This is a genomic window from Actinobacillus genomosp. 1, assembly GCF_029774175.1.
In the GTDB taxonomy this organism is placed as follows: domain Bacteria; phylum Pseudomonadota; class Gammaproteobacteria; order Enterobacterales; family Pasteurellaceae; genus Actinobacillus.
The window spans coordinates 2,300,106-2,315,679 of record NZ_CP103834.1 but is presented as its reverse complement, the minus strand read 5'-3'; the positions used below and the strand labels follow the sequence as shown (position 1 = coordinate 2,315,679).

Sequence of the window (15,574 nt, the reverse complement as noted above, 5' to 3'; positions counted from 1 at the left end):
CATCTTACTGAATATCCGTTTTTTATATCTACAAGCGGTTTATTTTTCTACTTTTTTACCAATAATTTATCCCCAACCGCAGCTAACATCGCACCGATAACCACAACAAACGCACCGATATAACTAATCAGATTCATATCCGGATTATCAAATGTATTTGGGAAGAAATAATGCCCGATAAAAGCAAAAATCATGGTAAAAACCGGGATCATCGTAGTCACGACACTCACTTTAGAAGTATCCCAATGATTTAATGCCTCACCATAAGCTCCATAACCAATTAACGTATTACAACAACAATAAATAAAACAAATTAACGGAAAACCGCTTAGTTGTGCTAATTGATTCGGTGTTGAAAGTGGTGCAAGTAGGAAACCACAACCGATATAAATAATCATTAAGACTTGTTGTGAGCTTAGCTTTCTGAGTAATAATTTCTGTGCGATACCATATACAACCCAAATTGTACTTGCACCCGAGCCGAGCAAAATCCCTAAAGCATAGCTATCAAATTGTAAGATTTCATCAAAATGATCATTAAAGAATGCAATCAAGCCGATAACTAACAGTACAAAACCGACTTTTTGGAAAAATTTTAACTGCTCTTTAAAAAACAAAATTCCACATAAAATCATTGTAAAAGGTGCTAGTTGCCATAAAACTTGGTCGGTAGTCGGCGAAATATAATTAAGTGCATCCGCAAATAACACAAAATTAGTGGATAAACCGATAACGCCCAAACATACCCATCCCCAATCTTTTAAACTCAGTTTCGCTAATTTAGGTAAACGACCAGTAAGAAATAAGACGAATATCAGCACAATTGCAGCCACTACAAAGCGACTCCATACTAATGTTTGTGCATCAACATATTTTAATACTTGCTGTGCCATCATTGGTAACGATCCCCATGTTGCCGTTGCCAACAATGCAAGCGAAAATCCGAGTAAAGGTCTGCGTGTCATCATTTATCCATTTATCTTTTTACGTAATTGATTACGATAAAATAATTTATGTCCGACAGCGGAAAGCATCGCACCGGAAACTACCGTAATCGCGCCAACATAACTTAACCCGTTAAGATCCGGCGCCTCAAACAATTCGGGTGAAATCGCATGGCTTAATGCGGTAAGCATAATGGTAAGGATCGGAATTTGGGTCATCATTAAACTCACTTTAGACACTTCCCAGCGATTTAAAGCTTCTGCATAACAACCGTAAGCAATCACAGTATTAATGCCACAAAAGCCTAACCAACCCCAAGCGGCTAGATCTAAGTTAGCTAATTCCCCCATATGAGCAAAAGGGGTGAAGACTAAGGTACAACCGAAATAAATCATCAATAGAATTTGTTGTGAGCTAAAATTGGCCAACATGATTTTTTGCGACAAGCTATAACCAATCCAGATCAAACTGGCACAAATACCGAGTAATACGCCGTACGCATAGCTGTTCATCGCCATTAAATCAACAAAACGGTTATTAAAAAACATGACTAAACCAATTACTACTAACACAAAGCCAATCTTTTGATGAATACCAATCGTTTCTTTAAACAGTACTACACCAAGTGCAATCATCACGAATGAAGAAAGCGGGCTAATAACTTGGCTGGTTGCAGCCGGAATATAATTTAAGGCAAGATTAAACAGGAAGAAGTTGCAAGATAATCCGATAACGCCAACCAACCATAACCAGCGATATTGGCGAAAGAAAGCGGTTAAATTCGGTAATTTTTTTGCAAAAGCGAGAATAGCGAAAACACCTAGCGTTGCAACTAAAAATCTAAACCAAACAATCGTTTGAGAATCCAGCGATTTTAGAACTTGTTTAATCGCAAGCGGTAGCATTCCCCACATAAGAATGGCTATCAAAGAAAATAAGAAGCCAAGTAAGGGTTGTTGTTTCATGGATTTTTATAAGGTTGGAAAAAAGATAAGAAAAAACCCCACATTCGTGGGGTTTTATTTCAAATTTATATTGAAATGAATTACTCGGCAACGATGCTTACGTATTTGCGATTTTTCTCGCCTTTCACTTCAAATTTAACTTTACCGTCAGCAGTTGCGAATAAAGTGTGGTCTTTACCCATACCAACGTTGCTACCAGCGTGGAATTTAGTACCGCGCTGACGAACGATGATGCTACCTGCTAATACAGATTCGCCACCAAAACGTTTAACACCAAGGCGTTTAGCTTCAGAATCACGACCGTTACGAGTTGAACCACCAGCTTTTTTAGTTGCCATCTACTTGATCTCCTCTGAAATTATGCTTGAATCCCAGTGATTTTCACTTCTGTGAACCACTGACGATGACCTTGTTGTTTACGGCTGTGTTTACGACGACGGAACTTAACGATTTTAACTTTATCGCCACGACCTTGTGCTACAACTTCAGCCACTACTTTTGCTCCAGCAACTACTGGTGCACCAATTTTAACATCTTCACCGTTAACGACCATTAACACTGAGTCAAATTCAACTTTCTCACCAGTTGCAATTTCAAGTTTTTCTAAACGAACTACTTGACCTTCGCTCACTCGGTGTTGTTTGCCGCCACTTTGGAAAACTGCGTACATATTTACTCCGCTAATTTGTGCCATTCGCTTCTGCTTAGGCACTCTTAAATTCATATAAAATAGGTGGTCAATTCTACGCAAAAACTATGCAAAGAGCAAGAACGATTTTCAGAAAAATTAAAAAATTTCTAGCTTCTTTTCTCTTTCTCTCGATTTTCGACTAGAAACGCCAAAATAAACAGGAAGTTATTTTAGCTTCACACCGTGTCGGCAATCGTAGAGATATGTTTTACGTTTTAACGAGCCTCCACCCTCTCGCTTTTTAGATGTTTTCATTATAACAAAAAAGCGGTCGAATTCTGCAAGAATTTTGCAAAAACCGACCGCTTAACGTTTTTATCGACGAAAAGCCTTATTTGTTAGCATTTTCACGTTTATTATCTAATGCGAAAGCACCTGCACCGACAAAGACTAATAAGAAGAATACTACAGAGTATAATAGTGCCAACTCACCTTGATTTACTAAAGGCAGAGCGATATTTTCAGCCGTAGCGTGCATAAAGAAATACGCATATGCCATCATACCTGAAAGTAAAAATGCGACTGGACGGGTAAATAAGCCTAAAAGTAATAAAATACCGCCGCCGATTTCTAAGATACCGCCGATACCGTACATTGACATTAACGGTACGGAACCGTTACCGCCGGTCATTGATACCGGAAATTCAAAGAATTTCGCCGTGCCGTGTAATAAAAACATATAAGCCGCTACGATACGTAACAATGCTAATGCGTACGGAGTAAATTTTGCTAAGTTTGAGTTCATTTTGCTTTCCTTAATAAAGTTTGAATTAATGAATGTTTTGAGGGTTTTATTTTATAAAAATCATTTTTTGAAATAAACAGGTTATTTATAAATAAACTATTTCATAATAGTAAATAATAAATTTTATTAAGAAAAAAGCGGTTGTTTTTGCAAAAAATCTTACAAAAATAACCGCTTATTTTATTAAAGACTAAATATAGCTTAGAATTTAGCGATAAAATCAGCGTAACTGTTAATAAATCCTTGTAGCATACCTACCACGGATTCAGAAACGATTTCGCCTTGTTCATTTAATACGCCGTTAAATACACCACCGACATTCGCTGCGAAAGGCGCAACCGGCATATTGATAAAACCGCCGGAAGCGACTACACGTAATTGATCCGCCGCACGTACGCCGCCGGACATACCCGCCGCGACCGATACGATACCTGCCGGTTTACCAAGCCATAAACTTTGTCCCATTGGACGTGAACCGACATCAATCGCATTTTTCATCATCGCAGACATTCCGCCGTTGTGTTCCGGCGTAACAAATAAAAAGCCGTCCGCTTGTGCAATCTCTGCTCGGAAACGAGTATATTCCGCCGGGCTATTTTCATCCAAATCACGATCATATAACGGAAGATCCGCAATATTAACGAAATTTAACTGAATACTTGCCGGTGCGATATTTTTTAAATGATTAGCGACTAATTGGCTGATTGATGTTTTACTGCCGCTGCCCACTAATACTGAGATTTGTTTTGTCATAGAAGTCATATCCTTACATATAAAAAAGAATGAATAAAAGTTTCGAATGTTATTCTACTCTTATTCATTCCAATGACTAGACAGTAAATAATAAATTAACTATTTACTTTTAAGAAATAATTATGGGGTTAATTTAAATATTAACCCTGTTTTAGTGATTGCATATCGATCACAAAACGATACTTCACATCTGATTTCAACATACGCTCATAAGCCTGGTTAATATTTTGAATATCAATCATTTCCACATCGGAAGTAATGCCGTGTTCGCCACAGAAATCTAACATTTCTTGTGTTTCTTTAATACCGCCGATTAACGAACCCGCAACGGAACGACGTCCCATAATCAGCGGAACGGTACTAATGCTAGGCTCTAAATCACCGACTAAACCGACAAGTACGATAGTACCGTTTAATGTCAGCGTATTAATATACGGTTTTAAATCGTGTTGATAAGGAACTGTGTCGATAATCACATCAAAAGTATTGGCAACCTGAGCCATTTGCGCCTCATCGGTAGAGATAACCACTTTATGCGCACCTAGACGAAACGCATCCGCTTCTTTACCGGCACTACGACTGAATAAAGTCACATCCGCCCCTAACGCATTAGCTAATTTCAATGCCATATGACCTAAACCGCCTAAACCGACAACGGCAACTTCAGTTCCTTTACCCACATTCCAATGACGTAATGGTGACCAGGTTGTGATACCCGCACACAGTAACGGTGCAACCGCTTTAGTATCCAATGTTTCCGGTACGCTTAATACGAATTTCTCGGTAACCACGATTTTCTCGCTATAACCGCCGAACGTAGTCATTCCGTCTTTCGGATCAACTGCGCCATAAGTGTCAATACGACCGTTTTCACAATATTGTTCTAAACCGTGACGACAAGGTTCGCAATGTTGGCAAGAGTCCACCATACAGCCGACACCGACCAAATCTCCGACTTTAAATTTGGTTACGTCTTTGCCGACTTTACTCACTCGACCGACAATTTCATGCCCCGGAACAATCGGATAAGTCGAGAATCCCCAGTCATTTTTCGCCATATGTAAATCGGAATGACAAACCCCGCAATATAGAATATCAATTTCTACATCGTCTTGGCGAATATCACGACGCTCAATAATGTGTTTTACTAAAGGTGTTTTCGGGTCTAATGCCGCAAAACTTTTTACTTGAAAGGTCATTTTTGCTTTCCTTATGTTATTAATCAAAATAAATAAAATTATAAAAAAATTACTAGCGTTAATTATTAATAAAATCAAAATTAACAATTGTGTAATTCAGAATAACGTGATTATTTCTCGGATAAAAAATCTTTTAACGCTGATATTAATTGTTTTGCATCATGTACGCCTAATTCATACATTGCTTTAATTTTATTCGGATCTTTTTCCAAACGACTAATCGCTAAAGTTTGTGACGGACGAATAACAAAAATCTTTTGTTGTTCTTGCAATTTAATTACCCGCTCAACCGCCTGATTATATTCGGCATAACGATTTTGCCAGCATTCGGTGAGTTTCGGATATTTACGATAAAACCATTTAAATAAAGCGGTTGAACTCGGCTTTTTGCGATAATCTAACGGGCGAGTCAAGATCACAATAATTTTGTCATAACCTAATTCGATACATTTCTGTAACGGGATACTGTCCGCTATTCCGCCATCGAGATATTTTTTGCCGTCGATTTCCACCATTTTTGACACCATCGGCATTGCCGATGTCGCTCTCAACGCTTCCATTTGAACGAAAGCATCAGTAATTTTTACATATTCCGCTTCTCCGCTTTCAACATTAGTTAGCGTTACCCAAAAATCAAATTGCGACTGTGCAAAAGTTTCTTGATCAAACGGATCAAGCGTAAACGGTAATTCATAAAAGGCAAAATCACGGTTCACGATATTACCGGTCGTTAATAAACTGTGTAATCCCATATAACGTTTATCATTGAGATACTTAAGGTTGTAACGTAATACTCGTCCTCTTTGTTTAGCGGGATAATTAATGCCGAATAACGCCCCCGCCGAGACGGTAACCGCTCCGTCAATATGAACGTTCTCGTCTAAAAATACGTCCAAGACGCCGGCGGTAAACATACCGCGCATAGCACCGCCTTCCAAAACTAATCCTATTTTCATTTATTTGCTACTCAACTAAATATCATCTGTGTGCTTTATCATATCACTAGCCAAACGGAGAGAATAATGATCCGGACAGAGAATCTACTGCTCATACCTCTTCCGTTAAATGCAAAGTTATCGCTATAAGCGGTCAAATTTTGCCATTTTTTTACAAAAATTACGTATAATCCCCTCATTATCACGATTATTTTTTGAAGCTTATAAGATTTAAGGTAGAATTACCGCCAAATATTCACATTTAATATGGGAACGCAATGACAACGCTATTAACACTTGAACAAATTCAAACACTGGCAAAAAAAGATATGCAAGCGGTAGATGCGGAAATTCTCGCACAGCTTAACTCGGAAGTCGTGTTAATTAACCAATTGGGTCATTATATTATTGCCGGCGGCGGCAAACGTATTCGCCCGTTAATTGCGGTACTTGCCGCTAACGCATTAGGTTATACCGGTAACAAGCACATTACTTGCGCTGCCTTTATCGAATTTGTACATACCGCCACCCTCTTACACGATGATGTGGTTGATGAATCTGATATGCGTCGCGGTCGCGCTACGGCAAATGCCGCATTCGGTAATGCCGCAAGCGTATTAGTCGGTGATTTCATTTACACGCGTTCATTCCAAATGATGACCAGTGTCGATTCGCTTGAAGTATTAAAAGTGATGTCCGCCGCCACTAATGCTCTTGCTGAAGGCGAAGTACAACAATTAATGAATGTGAATGACCCGAATACTACCGAAGCGAATTATATGCGTGTTATCTACAATAAAACCGCACGTTTATTTGAAGCGGCGACACAATGCGTTGCAATTGTAGCAGGTGTGGAAAAATCACTTGAAACGGCGTTGAAAGATTACGGTTGTTACCTCGGTACCGCCTTCCAATTAATTGATGATATTTTAGATTACTCGGCAAAAGCGGAAAGCTTCGGCAAAAATGTCGGTGATGATTTCGTTGAAGGCAAACCGACTTTACCATTGTTACACGCAATGCACGCCGCACAAGCGAAAGGTAATCAAGCACAAGTGGATTTAATTCGTGCTGCAATTGAAAACGGTGGAGAACGTGAACAAATTCCTGCCGTATTAGCAATTATGGCGGAATACCAATCACTTGAGTATGCAATGACTCGAGCTAAACAAGAAGCACAGAAAGCGGTTGATGCACTTACAGTTTTACCGGAAAGCGAATACAAACAAGCATTAATTTCTCTGGCTTATTTATCGGTCGATCGTTCGTATTAATAAGCGGTCAAATTTTGAGCATTTTTTACAATTTTTATGACAGAACAAAACCAACAACCTTTAGAACATAAACAAGCGTTGCAACAAAAGAAAAAGCTAACGCGTAAAGGCAAAGATCCGAACGCACCTTTTGTGCGTGAAAAATTAACGCTTCCGGGCGGACATAACAAATTATTACTGCACTCTTGCTGTGCGCCTTGTTCCGGTGAAGTAATGGAAGCAATTCATGCATCGGGTATTGAATTTACCATTTACTTCTATAATCCGAATATTCACCCAATGAAAGAATACCTGATTCGCAAAGAAGAAAATATTCGTTTTGCCGAGAAATGGGGAATTCCGTTTATTGATTTCGATGATGATTACGAAAATGACCGCCGTGAATGGTTTAAAAAAGCGGAAGGAATGGAGTGGGAACCGGAGCGTGGTATTCGTTGTACGATGTGCTTTGATATGCGTTTCGAAAAAGCGGCGGAATATGCGCATAACAACGGCTTTCCGGTTTATACCAGCTGTTTAGGTATTTCTCGTTGGAAAGATATGAACCAAATCAACGATTGCGGACATCGTGCGGCGGCAAAATTTGATGATGTGGTTTATTGGGATTACAACTGGCGTAAGGGTGGTGGTTCACAACGTATGATCGAAATCAGTAAACGTGAACGTTTCTACCAGCAAGAATACTGCGGTTGTGTCTATTCTTTACGCGATTCGAATAAATGGCGTTTAGAAACCGGTCGTCAGCGTATTGAAATCGGTAAGCTCTATTATTCGCCGGATTAACACTATTTATAACGGATGCACAAAGTGCGTCTTAAATACCAAATTTACAAATAAGAGGAAAAAATATGTCAAATTTTGCAATGGTGTTCCCAGGACAGGGCTCACAAGCGGTCGGAATGTTAGCGGATCTTGCAACTGCATTTCCAATTGTAGAAGAAACCTTCAAACAAGCTTCTGATGTTTTAGGTTACGATCTTTGGGATTTAGTCCAAAACGGTACCGCAGAAGATTTAGGTCAAACACAACGTACACAACCGGCGCTTTTAGCATCATCGGTTGCGATCTATCGTGTGTGGCAACAAAAATACCCTGAATTAAAACCGTCTGTAATGGCAGGTCATAGCTTAGGCGAATACTCAGCATTAGTTTGTGCAGGCGTATTAAATTTCCAAGACGCAATCAAATTAGTGGAATTACGCGGTAATGCAATGCAACAAGCTGTACCGGCGGGTACAGGTGCAATGTATGCGATTATCGGCTTAGATAACGAAGCGATTATTAATGCTTGTGAACAAGCTCAAGCGGAAGTCGGCGAAATCGTTTCAGCAGTAAACTTCAACAGCCCGGGACAAGTGGTTATTGCCGGTACAAAAGCGGCTGCAGAAAAAGCGGGTGAATTATGTAAAGCGGCAGGTGCAAAACGTGCATTACCATTAGCGGTAAGCGTACCTTCTCACTGTGCATTAATGAAACCGGCTGCGGATAAATTAGCCGAAGCATTACAAAATATCACGTTAAACGCACCGGTTGTACCAGTTATTAATAATGTTGATGTTAGTGTAGAGACAGATGCTGAAGCAATTCGTAACGCACTCGTTCGCCAGCTTTACAACCCGGTTCGTTGGACTGAGACGGTAGAAAAAATGGCAAACGAAGGTGTTGCAACTCTTTATGAAATCGGCCCGGGTAAAGTATTAACCGGTTTAGCAGGTCGTATCGTGAAAGAGTTAAATGCCAAAGCAGTCAATGACGTGGCTTCATTAGAAGCTGTCGCACAGTAATATATAACGGACGCCAAGCATGGCGTCCCTACAATAAATAGGAGCAAGTCAAAAATGCAAGGTAAAATCGCATTAGTAACGGGTGCAACTCGTGGTATTGGTAAAGCTATCGCAGAAGAATTGGTAGCAAAAGGTGCAACCGTGATTGGTACTGCAACATCGGAAAAAGGCGCGGAAAGTATTTCTGCATACTTAGGCGAACATGGCAAAGGTTTAGTTTTAAACGTAACGGATGCAGCTTCTATCGAAGCCGTTTTAGCTCAAATTAAAGCGGATTTCGGTGATGTTGATATTTTAGTAAACAATGCGGGTATCACTCGTGACGGTTTATTGATGCGTATGAAAGAAGACGATTGGTTCGACATTATTCAAACCAACTTAACTTCCGTATATCGCTTATCTAAAGCGGTATTACGTCCAATGATGAAAAAAGGCGGACGTATCATTACGATCGGTTCGGTAGTCGGCTCAATGGGTAACCCGGGTCAAACTAACTACTGTGCGGCAAAAGCGGGTTTAGTCGGCTTTTCGAAATCATTAGCGAAAGAAGTCGCTTCTCGTGGTATTACGGTAAACGTTGTTGCACCGGGCTTTATCGCAACCGATATGACAGACGAATTAAACGAAGATCAAAAGCAAGCGATCTTAAGCCAAATTCCGGCAGGTCAATTAGGTTCTGCACAAGATATTGCCAAAGCGGTCGCATTTTTAGCAAGTGATGATGCGAAATACATCACCGGCGAAACCATCCATGTAAACGGTGGTTTATATATGAACTAACCGCTGCAAGCGGTCTGTTTTTAACCGAGCTTTGCTCTTTCGGTAAAGTTCGGTTTTACTATTTTTTCGGGTCTCCTTTTCTTTTTATATTAAATATCAATTCATCATTAATAGATGAAAAAACGAGTGTTGTATTATGACTAAAAATACTTTTGTGGTCGGCTTTATGCTGTTTGCCATTTTCTTTGGGGCGGGTAATTTAATTTTTCCGCCGAAATTAGGCTTTGAAAGCGGTGCGGATTTCTGGACTGCAACTATCGGCTTTATTATTACCGGGGTAGGTTTACCGTTACTCGGTATTATCGTCAGTGCCTCTTACAAAGGCGGTTATAAAGAAGCGTTACATCGTATTCACCCGTGGTTCTCCGTGCTATTTTTAGTTGCTATTTACTTAACTATCGGGCCTTTCTTTGCGATTCCTCGTACTGCGGCAACCGCTTATGAAATGGCTGCATTACCGTTTTTAGGTGAACAAACTACCGTTTCTTTACTGATTTTTACTGCGGTATATTTTGCTTTAACCATTTGGTTAAGTTTAAACCCGTCAAAAATGGTGGAACGAATCGGAGCGATTTTGACACCGGCACTATTAATCGCCATTCTTGCGTTGGTAATTAGCGGCATTGCACTGCTCTCCGATAATCCGTCAAGCAGTAATGTAATGGAAGCACCAATGGTAAACGGCATTCTTGCCGGTTACAATACAATGGATGCGTTAGCCTCTGTGGCGTTTTCGGTTATCGTGATTAATGCAATTAAAAGTAAAGGCTTATCCGAAACCAAAGCGTTAAGTAAACAAACGGCAATGGCAGGGGTAATTGCTGCGATTTTATTAGCGTTAATTTATTTATCTATCGGTTGGATTGGTAATAAATTACCGATTTCTGCGGAAGTATTGGCGGATTTGGCAGCTAAAAAACAAGACTTAGGTACTTATATTCTCAACACTGCCGCAACACAAGCCTTCGGGGATTTAGGTAGAACCTTGTTAGGTATCATCGTATCCCTTGCCTGTTTAACCACTGCAATCGGTCTTGTCGTATCGGTAAGTGAATATTTCCATGAAATTTTCCCGAAAATTTCTTATAAAACTTATGCGATTGTTTGTACGTTAATCGGTTTCGGTTTAGCGAATCAGGGGTTAAGTGCGGTTATCAGTAAATCTATTCCGGTATTACTTGTACTTTATCCGATTGCTATGTCGATTATTTTCTTACTGCTCTTGAATCTGTTTGTGAAACTCCCGTTATTAGCATTACGTGTTTCGCTGATTCTCGTAACAATCGTATCCATTCTTTCCGTAGCAGGCGTAAGTATTACCGAAAACTTACCGCTTAAAGTATATTCAATGGAATGGCTACCGTTTGCGGTAGGCGGATTACTGATTGGGGCAATCTTTAGCCGCTTAGTAAGATCAAATTAATTATATCATCCATCGGGCAAGGTTATCCTTGCCCTTTGTTTATCGAGTATTTTGGAGAATATATATGCCTGAATTGCCGGAAGTTGAAACCAGCTTACGAGGTGTAGAGCCTTACCTACAAGGAAAAACAATTAAGCAAATTGCAGTACGCACTGATAAATTGCGTTGGGCGATTTCAGATGAATTACAACATATGCAAGGGGCAAAAATCGTTTCCTTATCTCGCCGAGCAAAATATTTAATTTTACATACTACACAAGGTGATATTTTAATTCACTTAGGTATGTCCGGATCGCTCGGTATTTTACAAGAACACCAACAAGCTGCCGGTAAACATGATCATGTTGATCTTATCACGCAAGACGGGACAGTTTTACGTTATAACGATCCGCGTAAATTCGGATGTTGGCTGTGGACTGAAAATGCCGAACAACACGAACTTATTACTCGCCTAGGGCCAGAGCCGTTATCGGAAGCTTTTACTGCTGAGTATTTATTTGCTCGAAGCCGTAACAAAACCGTGGCAGTCAAAAACTTTATTATGAATAACGATATTGTGGTGGGTGTCGGTAATATCTATGCTTGTGAGTCATTATTTACAGCAGGGATTCATCCGGAACTTGCTGCGCAAAATCTTACCGAGAAGCAATGCGAACGTTTAGTGAAAGTGATTAAAGAAGTACTGACCAAAGCGATTATTCAAGGCGGAACAACGCTTAGAGATTTTATTCAACCGGACGGTAAACCGGGTTATTTCGCACAAGTATTACAAGTTTACGGACGCAAAGGCGAGGCTTGTAATGATTGCGGTACGACGATTGAAGCGAAAGTTATCGGGCAACGTAATAGTTATTTCTGTCCTCGCTGCCAAAAGCTGCCCCGCTAGTAAGGCGAATAAGAAATACTAAATAGCAAAAAAGCGGTCGTATTTTTGACCGCTTTTTTACAACTCGCTACATAAACCAACCGGTTGGCGTTACCGATTTATTATCAAATAATTTAACCGCCCCGTAAATAACTCGGAAAACATACCAAATACTTATAAGCCAAATTAACACGATACCGATTCCGATAAGCGAAAGAATCATACCTAAAACAAAACCGGCTAATGTTCCCCAGAAAGTGCGAATTAAAAAACACATATGATCATAATATGCTGTTCCTTGCATATCTTCACGTTTGATATAAGCCAGAATTACACCGGCAATTGCCGGTAAGCCGCCGAAAATAATCCCTAATCCGAATAACCCGTAACTGATATACATTATCTTACGTTGTGAATCGTCAGACGGCTGAAGAAAAAAGGGTTCGTTCATTTATTACCTCCTAAAAAAGTAACGGTTAGACCAAATGTATTACAAAAAATTCATTCAATCTAACCGCTTACATTTAGCCGGTCTTATTACTTACGATTATCTTCGTATAGCCACTTCGCTACCGTTTTGGCGAAATACGTTAAAATACCGTCCGCTCCCGCGCGTTTGAAGCAAAGTAAACCTTCCATGACGCATTCACGTTCTTTTAACCAGCCGTTTTGAATCGCCGCCATATGCATTGCGTATTCACCGGATACTTGATAAGCAAACGTCGGTACGCCGAAAGTTTCTTTTACACGCCATACCATATCCAAATAAGGCATACCCGGTTTTACCATTACCATATCCGCCCCTTCTTGAATATCCATTGCCACTTCGTGTAAACCTTCGTTCGCATTCGCCGGATCAACTTGATAAGTAAATTTATTACCGCCTTTTAAGTTACCTGCAGAACCGACCGCATCACGGAACGGCCCGTAATAATTTGACGCATATTTAGCCGAATACGCCATAATTTGCGTATTGATTAAGCCTTTTGCTTCAAGTGCTTCACGAATTTTACCGATACGACCGTCCATCATATCGCTTGGCGCAACGATATCCGCTCCGGCTTCCGCATGGGATACCGCTTGTTTTACCAATACTTCGGTAGTGATGTCATTTAGCACATAGCCTTCCGCATCAATAATACCGTCCTGCCCATGAGTTGTGAAAGGATCTAACGCCACATCGGTCATCACACCTAATTCCGGATATGCCGCTTTTAATGCACGTACTGCACGCTGTGCCAAACCTTCCGGATTATAGGCTTCTTCCGCCATTAGCGATTTTTTAGATTCACCGACAACTGGGAAAAGTGCAATGAGTGGCACACCATATTTAACCAATTCACCCGCTTCAATTAATAACTGATCAATAGTTAAACGCTCTACGCCCAGCATAGACGGTACTTTTACTCGCTGATTTTCGCCTTCAATCACAAATACCGGATAAATTAAATCGCAGGCAGTCAATTGACTTTCCGCCACTAAACGACGGCTGAAATCATGTTTACGTAAACGACGCATACGACGAGTGGGAAATGAAGTGTTAAGATATTGAGTCATAATTGCTTCCTAATTTTGCAAATTTTAGTAAAAAATAACCCGCTTGCAAGCGGGTTGGGATTAATTGGCGATTGTTTCCGGTTGCTCGTCTCGACCTTTATAAAACTTCGAGAAAAATAACCCTACTTCAAATAGCAAACACATCGGTACTGCTAATAATGTTTGAGAAAAAACGTCCGGAGGCGTTAATAACATACCGATAACAAACGCCGCGACAATAATATAAGGTCGTTTCGCACGTAAATCATCAGCGGATGTTACACCCGACCAGCATAATAAAATAATCGCAACAGGTACTTCAAAACAAATACCGAAAGCTAAGAAAATCGTTAAGATAAAATCCAAATAGCTGCTAATGTCGGTAGCCATTTGTACGCCTTCCGGTGCGGTACTGGTTAAGAAACCGAATACAAGCGGGAACACGATATAGTACGCGAAAGCAACCCCGGCATAAAACAATAACGTACTTGATACTAATAAAGGGTAAATCAAACGTTTTTCATGTTTATATAACGCCGGTGCGACAAATGCCCAGATTTGATACAAAATAAAGGGGACGGATAAGAATACCGCCACAACACCGGTTAATTTAATCGGTGTAAAAAAAGGTGTTGCAACATTGGTTGCAATCATCGTCGCCCCTGCGGGCAAATTCTCTGTTAGCGGCGTGGCAAGCAAAGTATAAATATCATTTGCCCAATAAACCAAAGCGCAAAAAACCACTAGCACACAAATAAAACTACGGAGCAAGCGGTTTCTTAATTCAACTAAATGGCTAATCAGAGGTTGAGATTCTTCAACTGACATTCTGTTTATCCTGTGGTTGTGAAGGCGTTGGAGAAGCTAAATCATCATCAGGCGGGTAATAAGCTGCAAATTGAGATTCGTCCAATTCGGCTTGTTCGGCAATCTCCGCCGGTGAAAGCGGAGAATTATCCTCAGATTTCACAGTATCGGCAAGCGGTTGGCTTTCTTCCGTTTTTTGCAAAGCATCCGGCTGTATAGTCGCCAGATTTTGTTCTTCTTGTGCAATATTATTCTGAATATTCGCCACTTGCTCATCCGTTAATTTGGTAATCTCGCCTTTGGCGGAATCCAAATCACTTTGCATTTTTTGAGCCGACTGTTTCAATTCTTCAACGGTTTTACTTAATTCCGGCGAAAGTGTAGTTAAGTTAAGTTTTTCCGCTTTCTTAATACTTTCTTGAAGTTCCTGTAATTTCAGCTCTTGAGCAAGTTCATTTTGTACGTTTGCAGCTAATCCTCGAATTGTACGAATCCATCCCATTACCGTTTTGATGGCAATAGGCAAACGTTGCGGGCCCAATACAACCAAACCCACAATAAAAATGAGTACTAATTCAGAAAAACCTATATCAAACACGAATTACGCCTGCTCTTTTTCTTTCGTTTTTTGTTCGGTAGAAGTCGCTTCTTTCGCTTCTACTTTTTCAAAACTTGCATCTTGAGGTTGAGATTTATCATCCGCCATCGCTTTTTTGAAACCTTTTACGGATTCACCTAAATCCGTACCCAAAGTACGTAATTTTTTTGTACCGAATAATAATACGATAATTGCGACGATAATCAGTAATTGCCAAATGCTAATGCCACCCATACAGGCTCCTCTTTTTTGTTTTAGGTTTGAAAATAATCTT

The 15,574-nt window shown here is 40.1% G+C and carries 19 protein-coding genes; 6 read left to right on the top strand and 13 right to left on the bottom strand.

Annotated elements, in window-relative coordinates:
• Positions 1-47: 47 nt before the first annotated feature.
• The 8 genes from NYR63_RS11020 to NYR63_RS10985 all read right to left on the bottom strand — a co-directional run bounded on the left by NYR63_RS11020 (position 48) and on the right by NYR63_RS10985 (position 6,254).
• Positions 48-965, bottom strand: a complete 918-nt coding sequence (locus NYR63_RS11020; RefSeq protein WP_279457544.1) for a DMT family transporter — start codon at positions 963-965, stop codon at positions 48-50.
• Between the two features lie 3 nt (positions 966-968).
• On the bottom strand, positions 969-1,910 hold the full coding sequence (locus NYR63_RS11015) for a DMT family transporter (RefSeq protein WP_279457543.1): 942 nt from the start codon (positions 1,908-1,910) through the stop codon (positions 969-971).
• 80 nt (positions 1,911-1,990) lie between these two features.
• A complete protein-coding gene (rpmA, locus tag NYR63_RS11010) occupies positions 1,991-2,248 on the bottom strand; it encodes a 50S ribosomal protein L27 (RefSeq protein WP_005621788.1) in 258 nt (85 codons plus the stop codon).
• 20 nt (positions 2,249-2,268) lie between these two features.
• The gene (gene rplU, locus NYR63_RS11005; RefSeq protein WP_005618624.1) at positions 2,269-2,580 is read right to left on the bottom strand and encodes a 50S ribosomal protein L21; all 312 of its coding nucleotides are present in this window, start codon (positions 2,578-2,580) and stop codon (positions 2,269-2,271) included.
• A 352-nt stretch (positions 2,581-2,932) separates the two neighbouring features.
• The gene (locus NYR63_RS11000) at positions 2,933-3,346 is read right to left on the bottom strand and encodes a DoxX family protein (RefSeq protein WP_005599813.1); all 414 of its coding nucleotides are present in this window, start codon (positions 3,344-3,346) and stop codon (positions 2,933-2,935) included.
• Positions 3,347-3,547: 201 nt separating this feature from the next.
• Positions 3,548-4,099: an NADPH-dependent FMN reductase gene (locus NYR63_RS10995; protein WP_279457541.1), complete on the bottom strand. Its 552-nt coding sequence runs from the start codon at positions 4,097-4,099 to the stop codon at positions 3,548-3,550.
• A gap of 140 nt (positions 4,100-4,239) precedes the next feature.
• Positions 4,240-5,298, bottom strand: coding sequence for an NAD(P)-dependent alcohol dehydrogenase (locus NYR63_RS10990; protein WP_279457540.1), 1,059 nt, complete (start codon positions 5,296-5,298; stop codon positions 4,240-4,242).
• A 110-nt stretch (positions 5,299-5,408) separates the two neighbouring features.
• Positions 5,409-6,254: a patatin-like phospholipase family protein gene (locus NYR63_RS10985; RefSeq protein WP_279457539.1), complete on the bottom strand. Its 846-nt coding sequence runs from the start codon at positions 6,252-6,254 to the stop codon at positions 5,409-5,411.
• Between the two features lie 257 nt (positions 6,255-6,511).
• Here NYR63_RS10985 and ispB point away from each other — a divergent pair, with 257 nt between their 5' ends.
• From ispB to mutM, 6 genes are all read left to right on the top strand, one after another.
• Positions 6,512-7,507 carry an octaprenyl diphosphate synthase gene (gene ispB, locus NYR63_RS10980; protein WP_279457538.1) on the top strand — a complete coding sequence of 332 codons (996 nt, stop codon included), beginning with the start codon at positions 6,512-6,514 and terminating at the stop codon, positions 7,505-7,507.
• 36 nt (positions 7,508-7,543) lie between these two features.
• Positions 7,544-8,290, top strand: coding sequence for an epoxyqueuosine reductase QueH (locus NYR63_RS10975; RefSeq protein WP_005616356.1), 747 nt, complete (start codon positions 7,544-7,546; stop codon positions 8,288-8,290).
• 65 nt (positions 8,291-8,355) lie between these two features.
• Positions 8,356-9,291 (top strand): ACP S-malonyltransferase, encoded by a 936-nt coding sequence (gene fabD, locus NYR63_RS10970; RefSeq protein WP_279457536.1) that lies wholly within the window; start codon positions 8,356-8,358, stop codon positions 9,289-9,291.
• 54 nt (positions 9,292-9,345) lie between these two features.
• Complete coding sequence (gene fabG / locus NYR63_RS10965; RefSeq protein ID WP_279457535.1) at positions 9,346-10,071, top strand: 3-oxoacyl-ACP reductase FabG; 726 nt, start codon at positions 9,346-9,348, stop codon at positions 10,069-10,071.
• Between the two features lie 136 nt (positions 10,072-10,207).
• Complete coding sequence (gene brnQ, locus NYR63_RS10960; RefSeq protein ID WP_279457534.1) at positions 10,208-11,494, top strand: branched-chain amino acid transport system II carrier protein; 1,287 nt, start codon at positions 10,208-10,210, stop codon at positions 11,492-11,494.
• Positions 11,495-11,558: 64 nt separating this feature from the next.
• Positions 11,559-12,380, top strand: a complete 822-nt coding sequence (gene mutM, locus NYR63_RS10955; protein ID WP_279457533.1) for a bifunctional DNA-formamidopyrimidine glycosylase/DNA-(apurinic or apyrimidinic site) lyase — start codon at positions 11,559-11,561, stop codon at positions 12,378-12,380.
• Positions 12,381-12,447: 67 nt separating this feature from the next.
• On the opposite strand, the gene NYR63_RS10950 is transcribed toward mutM, so the two are convergent.
• The 5 genes from NYR63_RS10950 to tatA all read right to left on the bottom strand — a co-directional run bounded on the left by NYR63_RS10950 (position 12,448) and on the right by tatA (position 15,534).
• A complete protein-coding gene (locus NYR63_RS10950) occupies positions 12,448-12,810 on the bottom strand; it encodes a DUF4870 family protein (RefSeq protein WP_279457532.1) in 363 nt (120 codons plus the stop codon).
• An 86-nt stretch (positions 12,811-12,896) separates the two neighbouring features.
• Positions 12,897-13,916: a porphobilinogen synthase gene (gene hemB, locus NYR63_RS10945; protein WP_279457531.1), complete on the bottom strand. Its 1,020-nt coding sequence runs from the start codon at positions 13,914-13,916 to the stop codon at positions 12,897-12,899.
• A gap of 60 nt (positions 13,917-13,976) precedes the next feature.
• Positions 13,977-14,723: a twin-arginine translocase subunit TatC gene (tatC, locus tag NYR63_RS10940; RefSeq protein ID WP_279457530.1), complete on the bottom strand. Its 747-nt coding sequence runs from the start codon at positions 14,721-14,723 to the stop codon at positions 13,977-13,979.
• Positions 14,713-15,300, bottom strand: coding sequence for a Sec-independent protein translocase protein TatB (gene tatB, locus NYR63_RS10935; protein ID WP_279457528.1), 588 nt, complete (start codon positions 15,298-15,300; stop codon positions 14,713-14,715). The genes tatC and tatB overlap by 11 nt, the downstream gene beginning before the upstream one ends.
• Before the next feature lie 3 nt (positions 15,301-15,303).
• The gene (gene tatA, locus NYR63_RS10930) at positions 15,304-15,534 is read right to left on the bottom strand and encodes a Sec-independent protein translocase subunit TatA (protein ID WP_279457527.1); all 231 of its coding nucleotides are present in this window, start codon (positions 15,532-15,534) and stop codon (positions 15,304-15,306) included.
• Positions 15,535-15,574: the final 40 nt, after the last annotated feature.

Bases quoted from the DNA above. Each gene is read 5' to 3' on its own strand.
- rpmA (WP_005621788.1), bottom strand. From the start codon at position 2,248: ATGGCAACTAAAAAAGCTGGTGGTTCAACTCGTAACGGTCGTGATTCT.
- mutM (WP_279457533.1), top strand. From the start codon at position 11,559: ATGCCTGAATTGCCGGAAGTTGAAACCAGCTTACGAGGTGTAGAGCCT.
- NYR63_RS11000 (WP_005599813.1), bottom strand. From the start codon at position 3,346: ATGAACTCAAACTTAGCAAAATTTACTCCGTACGCATTAGCATTGTTA.
- NYR63_RS10985 (WP_279457539.1), bottom strand. From the start codon at position 6,254: ATGAAAATAGGATTAGTTTTGGAAGGCGGTGCTATGCGCGGTATGTTT.
- rplU (WP_005618624.1), bottom strand. From the start codon at position 2,580: ATGTACGCAGTTTTCCAAAGTGGCGGCAAACAACACCGAGTGAGCGAA.
- NYR63_RS11020 (WP_279457544.1), bottom strand. From the start codon at position 965: ATGACACGCAGACCTTTACTCGGATTTTCGCTTGCATTGTTGGCAACG.
- NYR63_RS10990 (WP_279457540.1), bottom strand. From the start codon at position 5,298: ATGACCTTTCAAGTAAAAAGTTTTGCGGCATTAGACCCGAAAACACCT.
- brnQ (WP_279457534.1), top strand. From the start codon at position 10,208: ATGACTAAAAATACTTTTGTGGTCGGCTTTATGCTGTTTGCCATTTTC.
- tatC (WP_279457530.1), bottom strand. From the start codon at position 14,723: ATGTCAGTTGAAGAATCTCAACCTCTGATTAGCCATTTAGTTGAATTA.
- fabG (WP_279457535.1), top strand. From the start codon at position 9,346: ATGCAAGGTAAAATCGCATTAGTAACGGGTGCAACTCGTGGTATTGGT.
- ispB (WP_279457538.1), top strand. From the start codon at position 6,512: ATGACAACGCTATTAACACTTGAACAAATTCAAACACTGGCAAAAAAA.
- fabD (WP_279457536.1), top strand. From the start codon at position 8,356: ATGTCAAATTTTGCAATGGTGTTCCCAGGACAGGGCTCACAAGCGGTC.
- tatA (WP_279457527.1), bottom strand. From the start codon at position 15,534: ATGGGTGGCATTAGCATTTGGCAATTACTGATTATCGTCGCAATTATC.
- hemB (WP_279457531.1), bottom strand. From the start codon at position 13,916: ATGACTCAATATCTTAACACTTCATTTCCCACTCGTCGTATGCGTCGT.
- NYR63_RS10950 (WP_279457532.1), bottom strand. From the start codon at position 12,810: ATGAACGAACCCTTTTTTCTTCAGCCGTCTGACGATTCACAACGTAAG.
- NYR63_RS10995 (WP_279457541.1), bottom strand. From the start codon at position 4,099: ATGACAAAACAAATCTCAGTATTAGTGGGCAGCGGCAGTAAAACATCA.
- NYR63_RS11015 (WP_279457543.1), bottom strand. From the start codon at position 1,910: ATGAAACAACAACCCTTACTTGGCTTCTTATTTTCTTTGATAGCCATT.
- NYR63_RS10975 (WP_005616356.1), top strand. From the start codon at position 7,544: ATGACAGAACAAAACCAACAACCTTTAGAACATAAACAAGCGTTGCAA.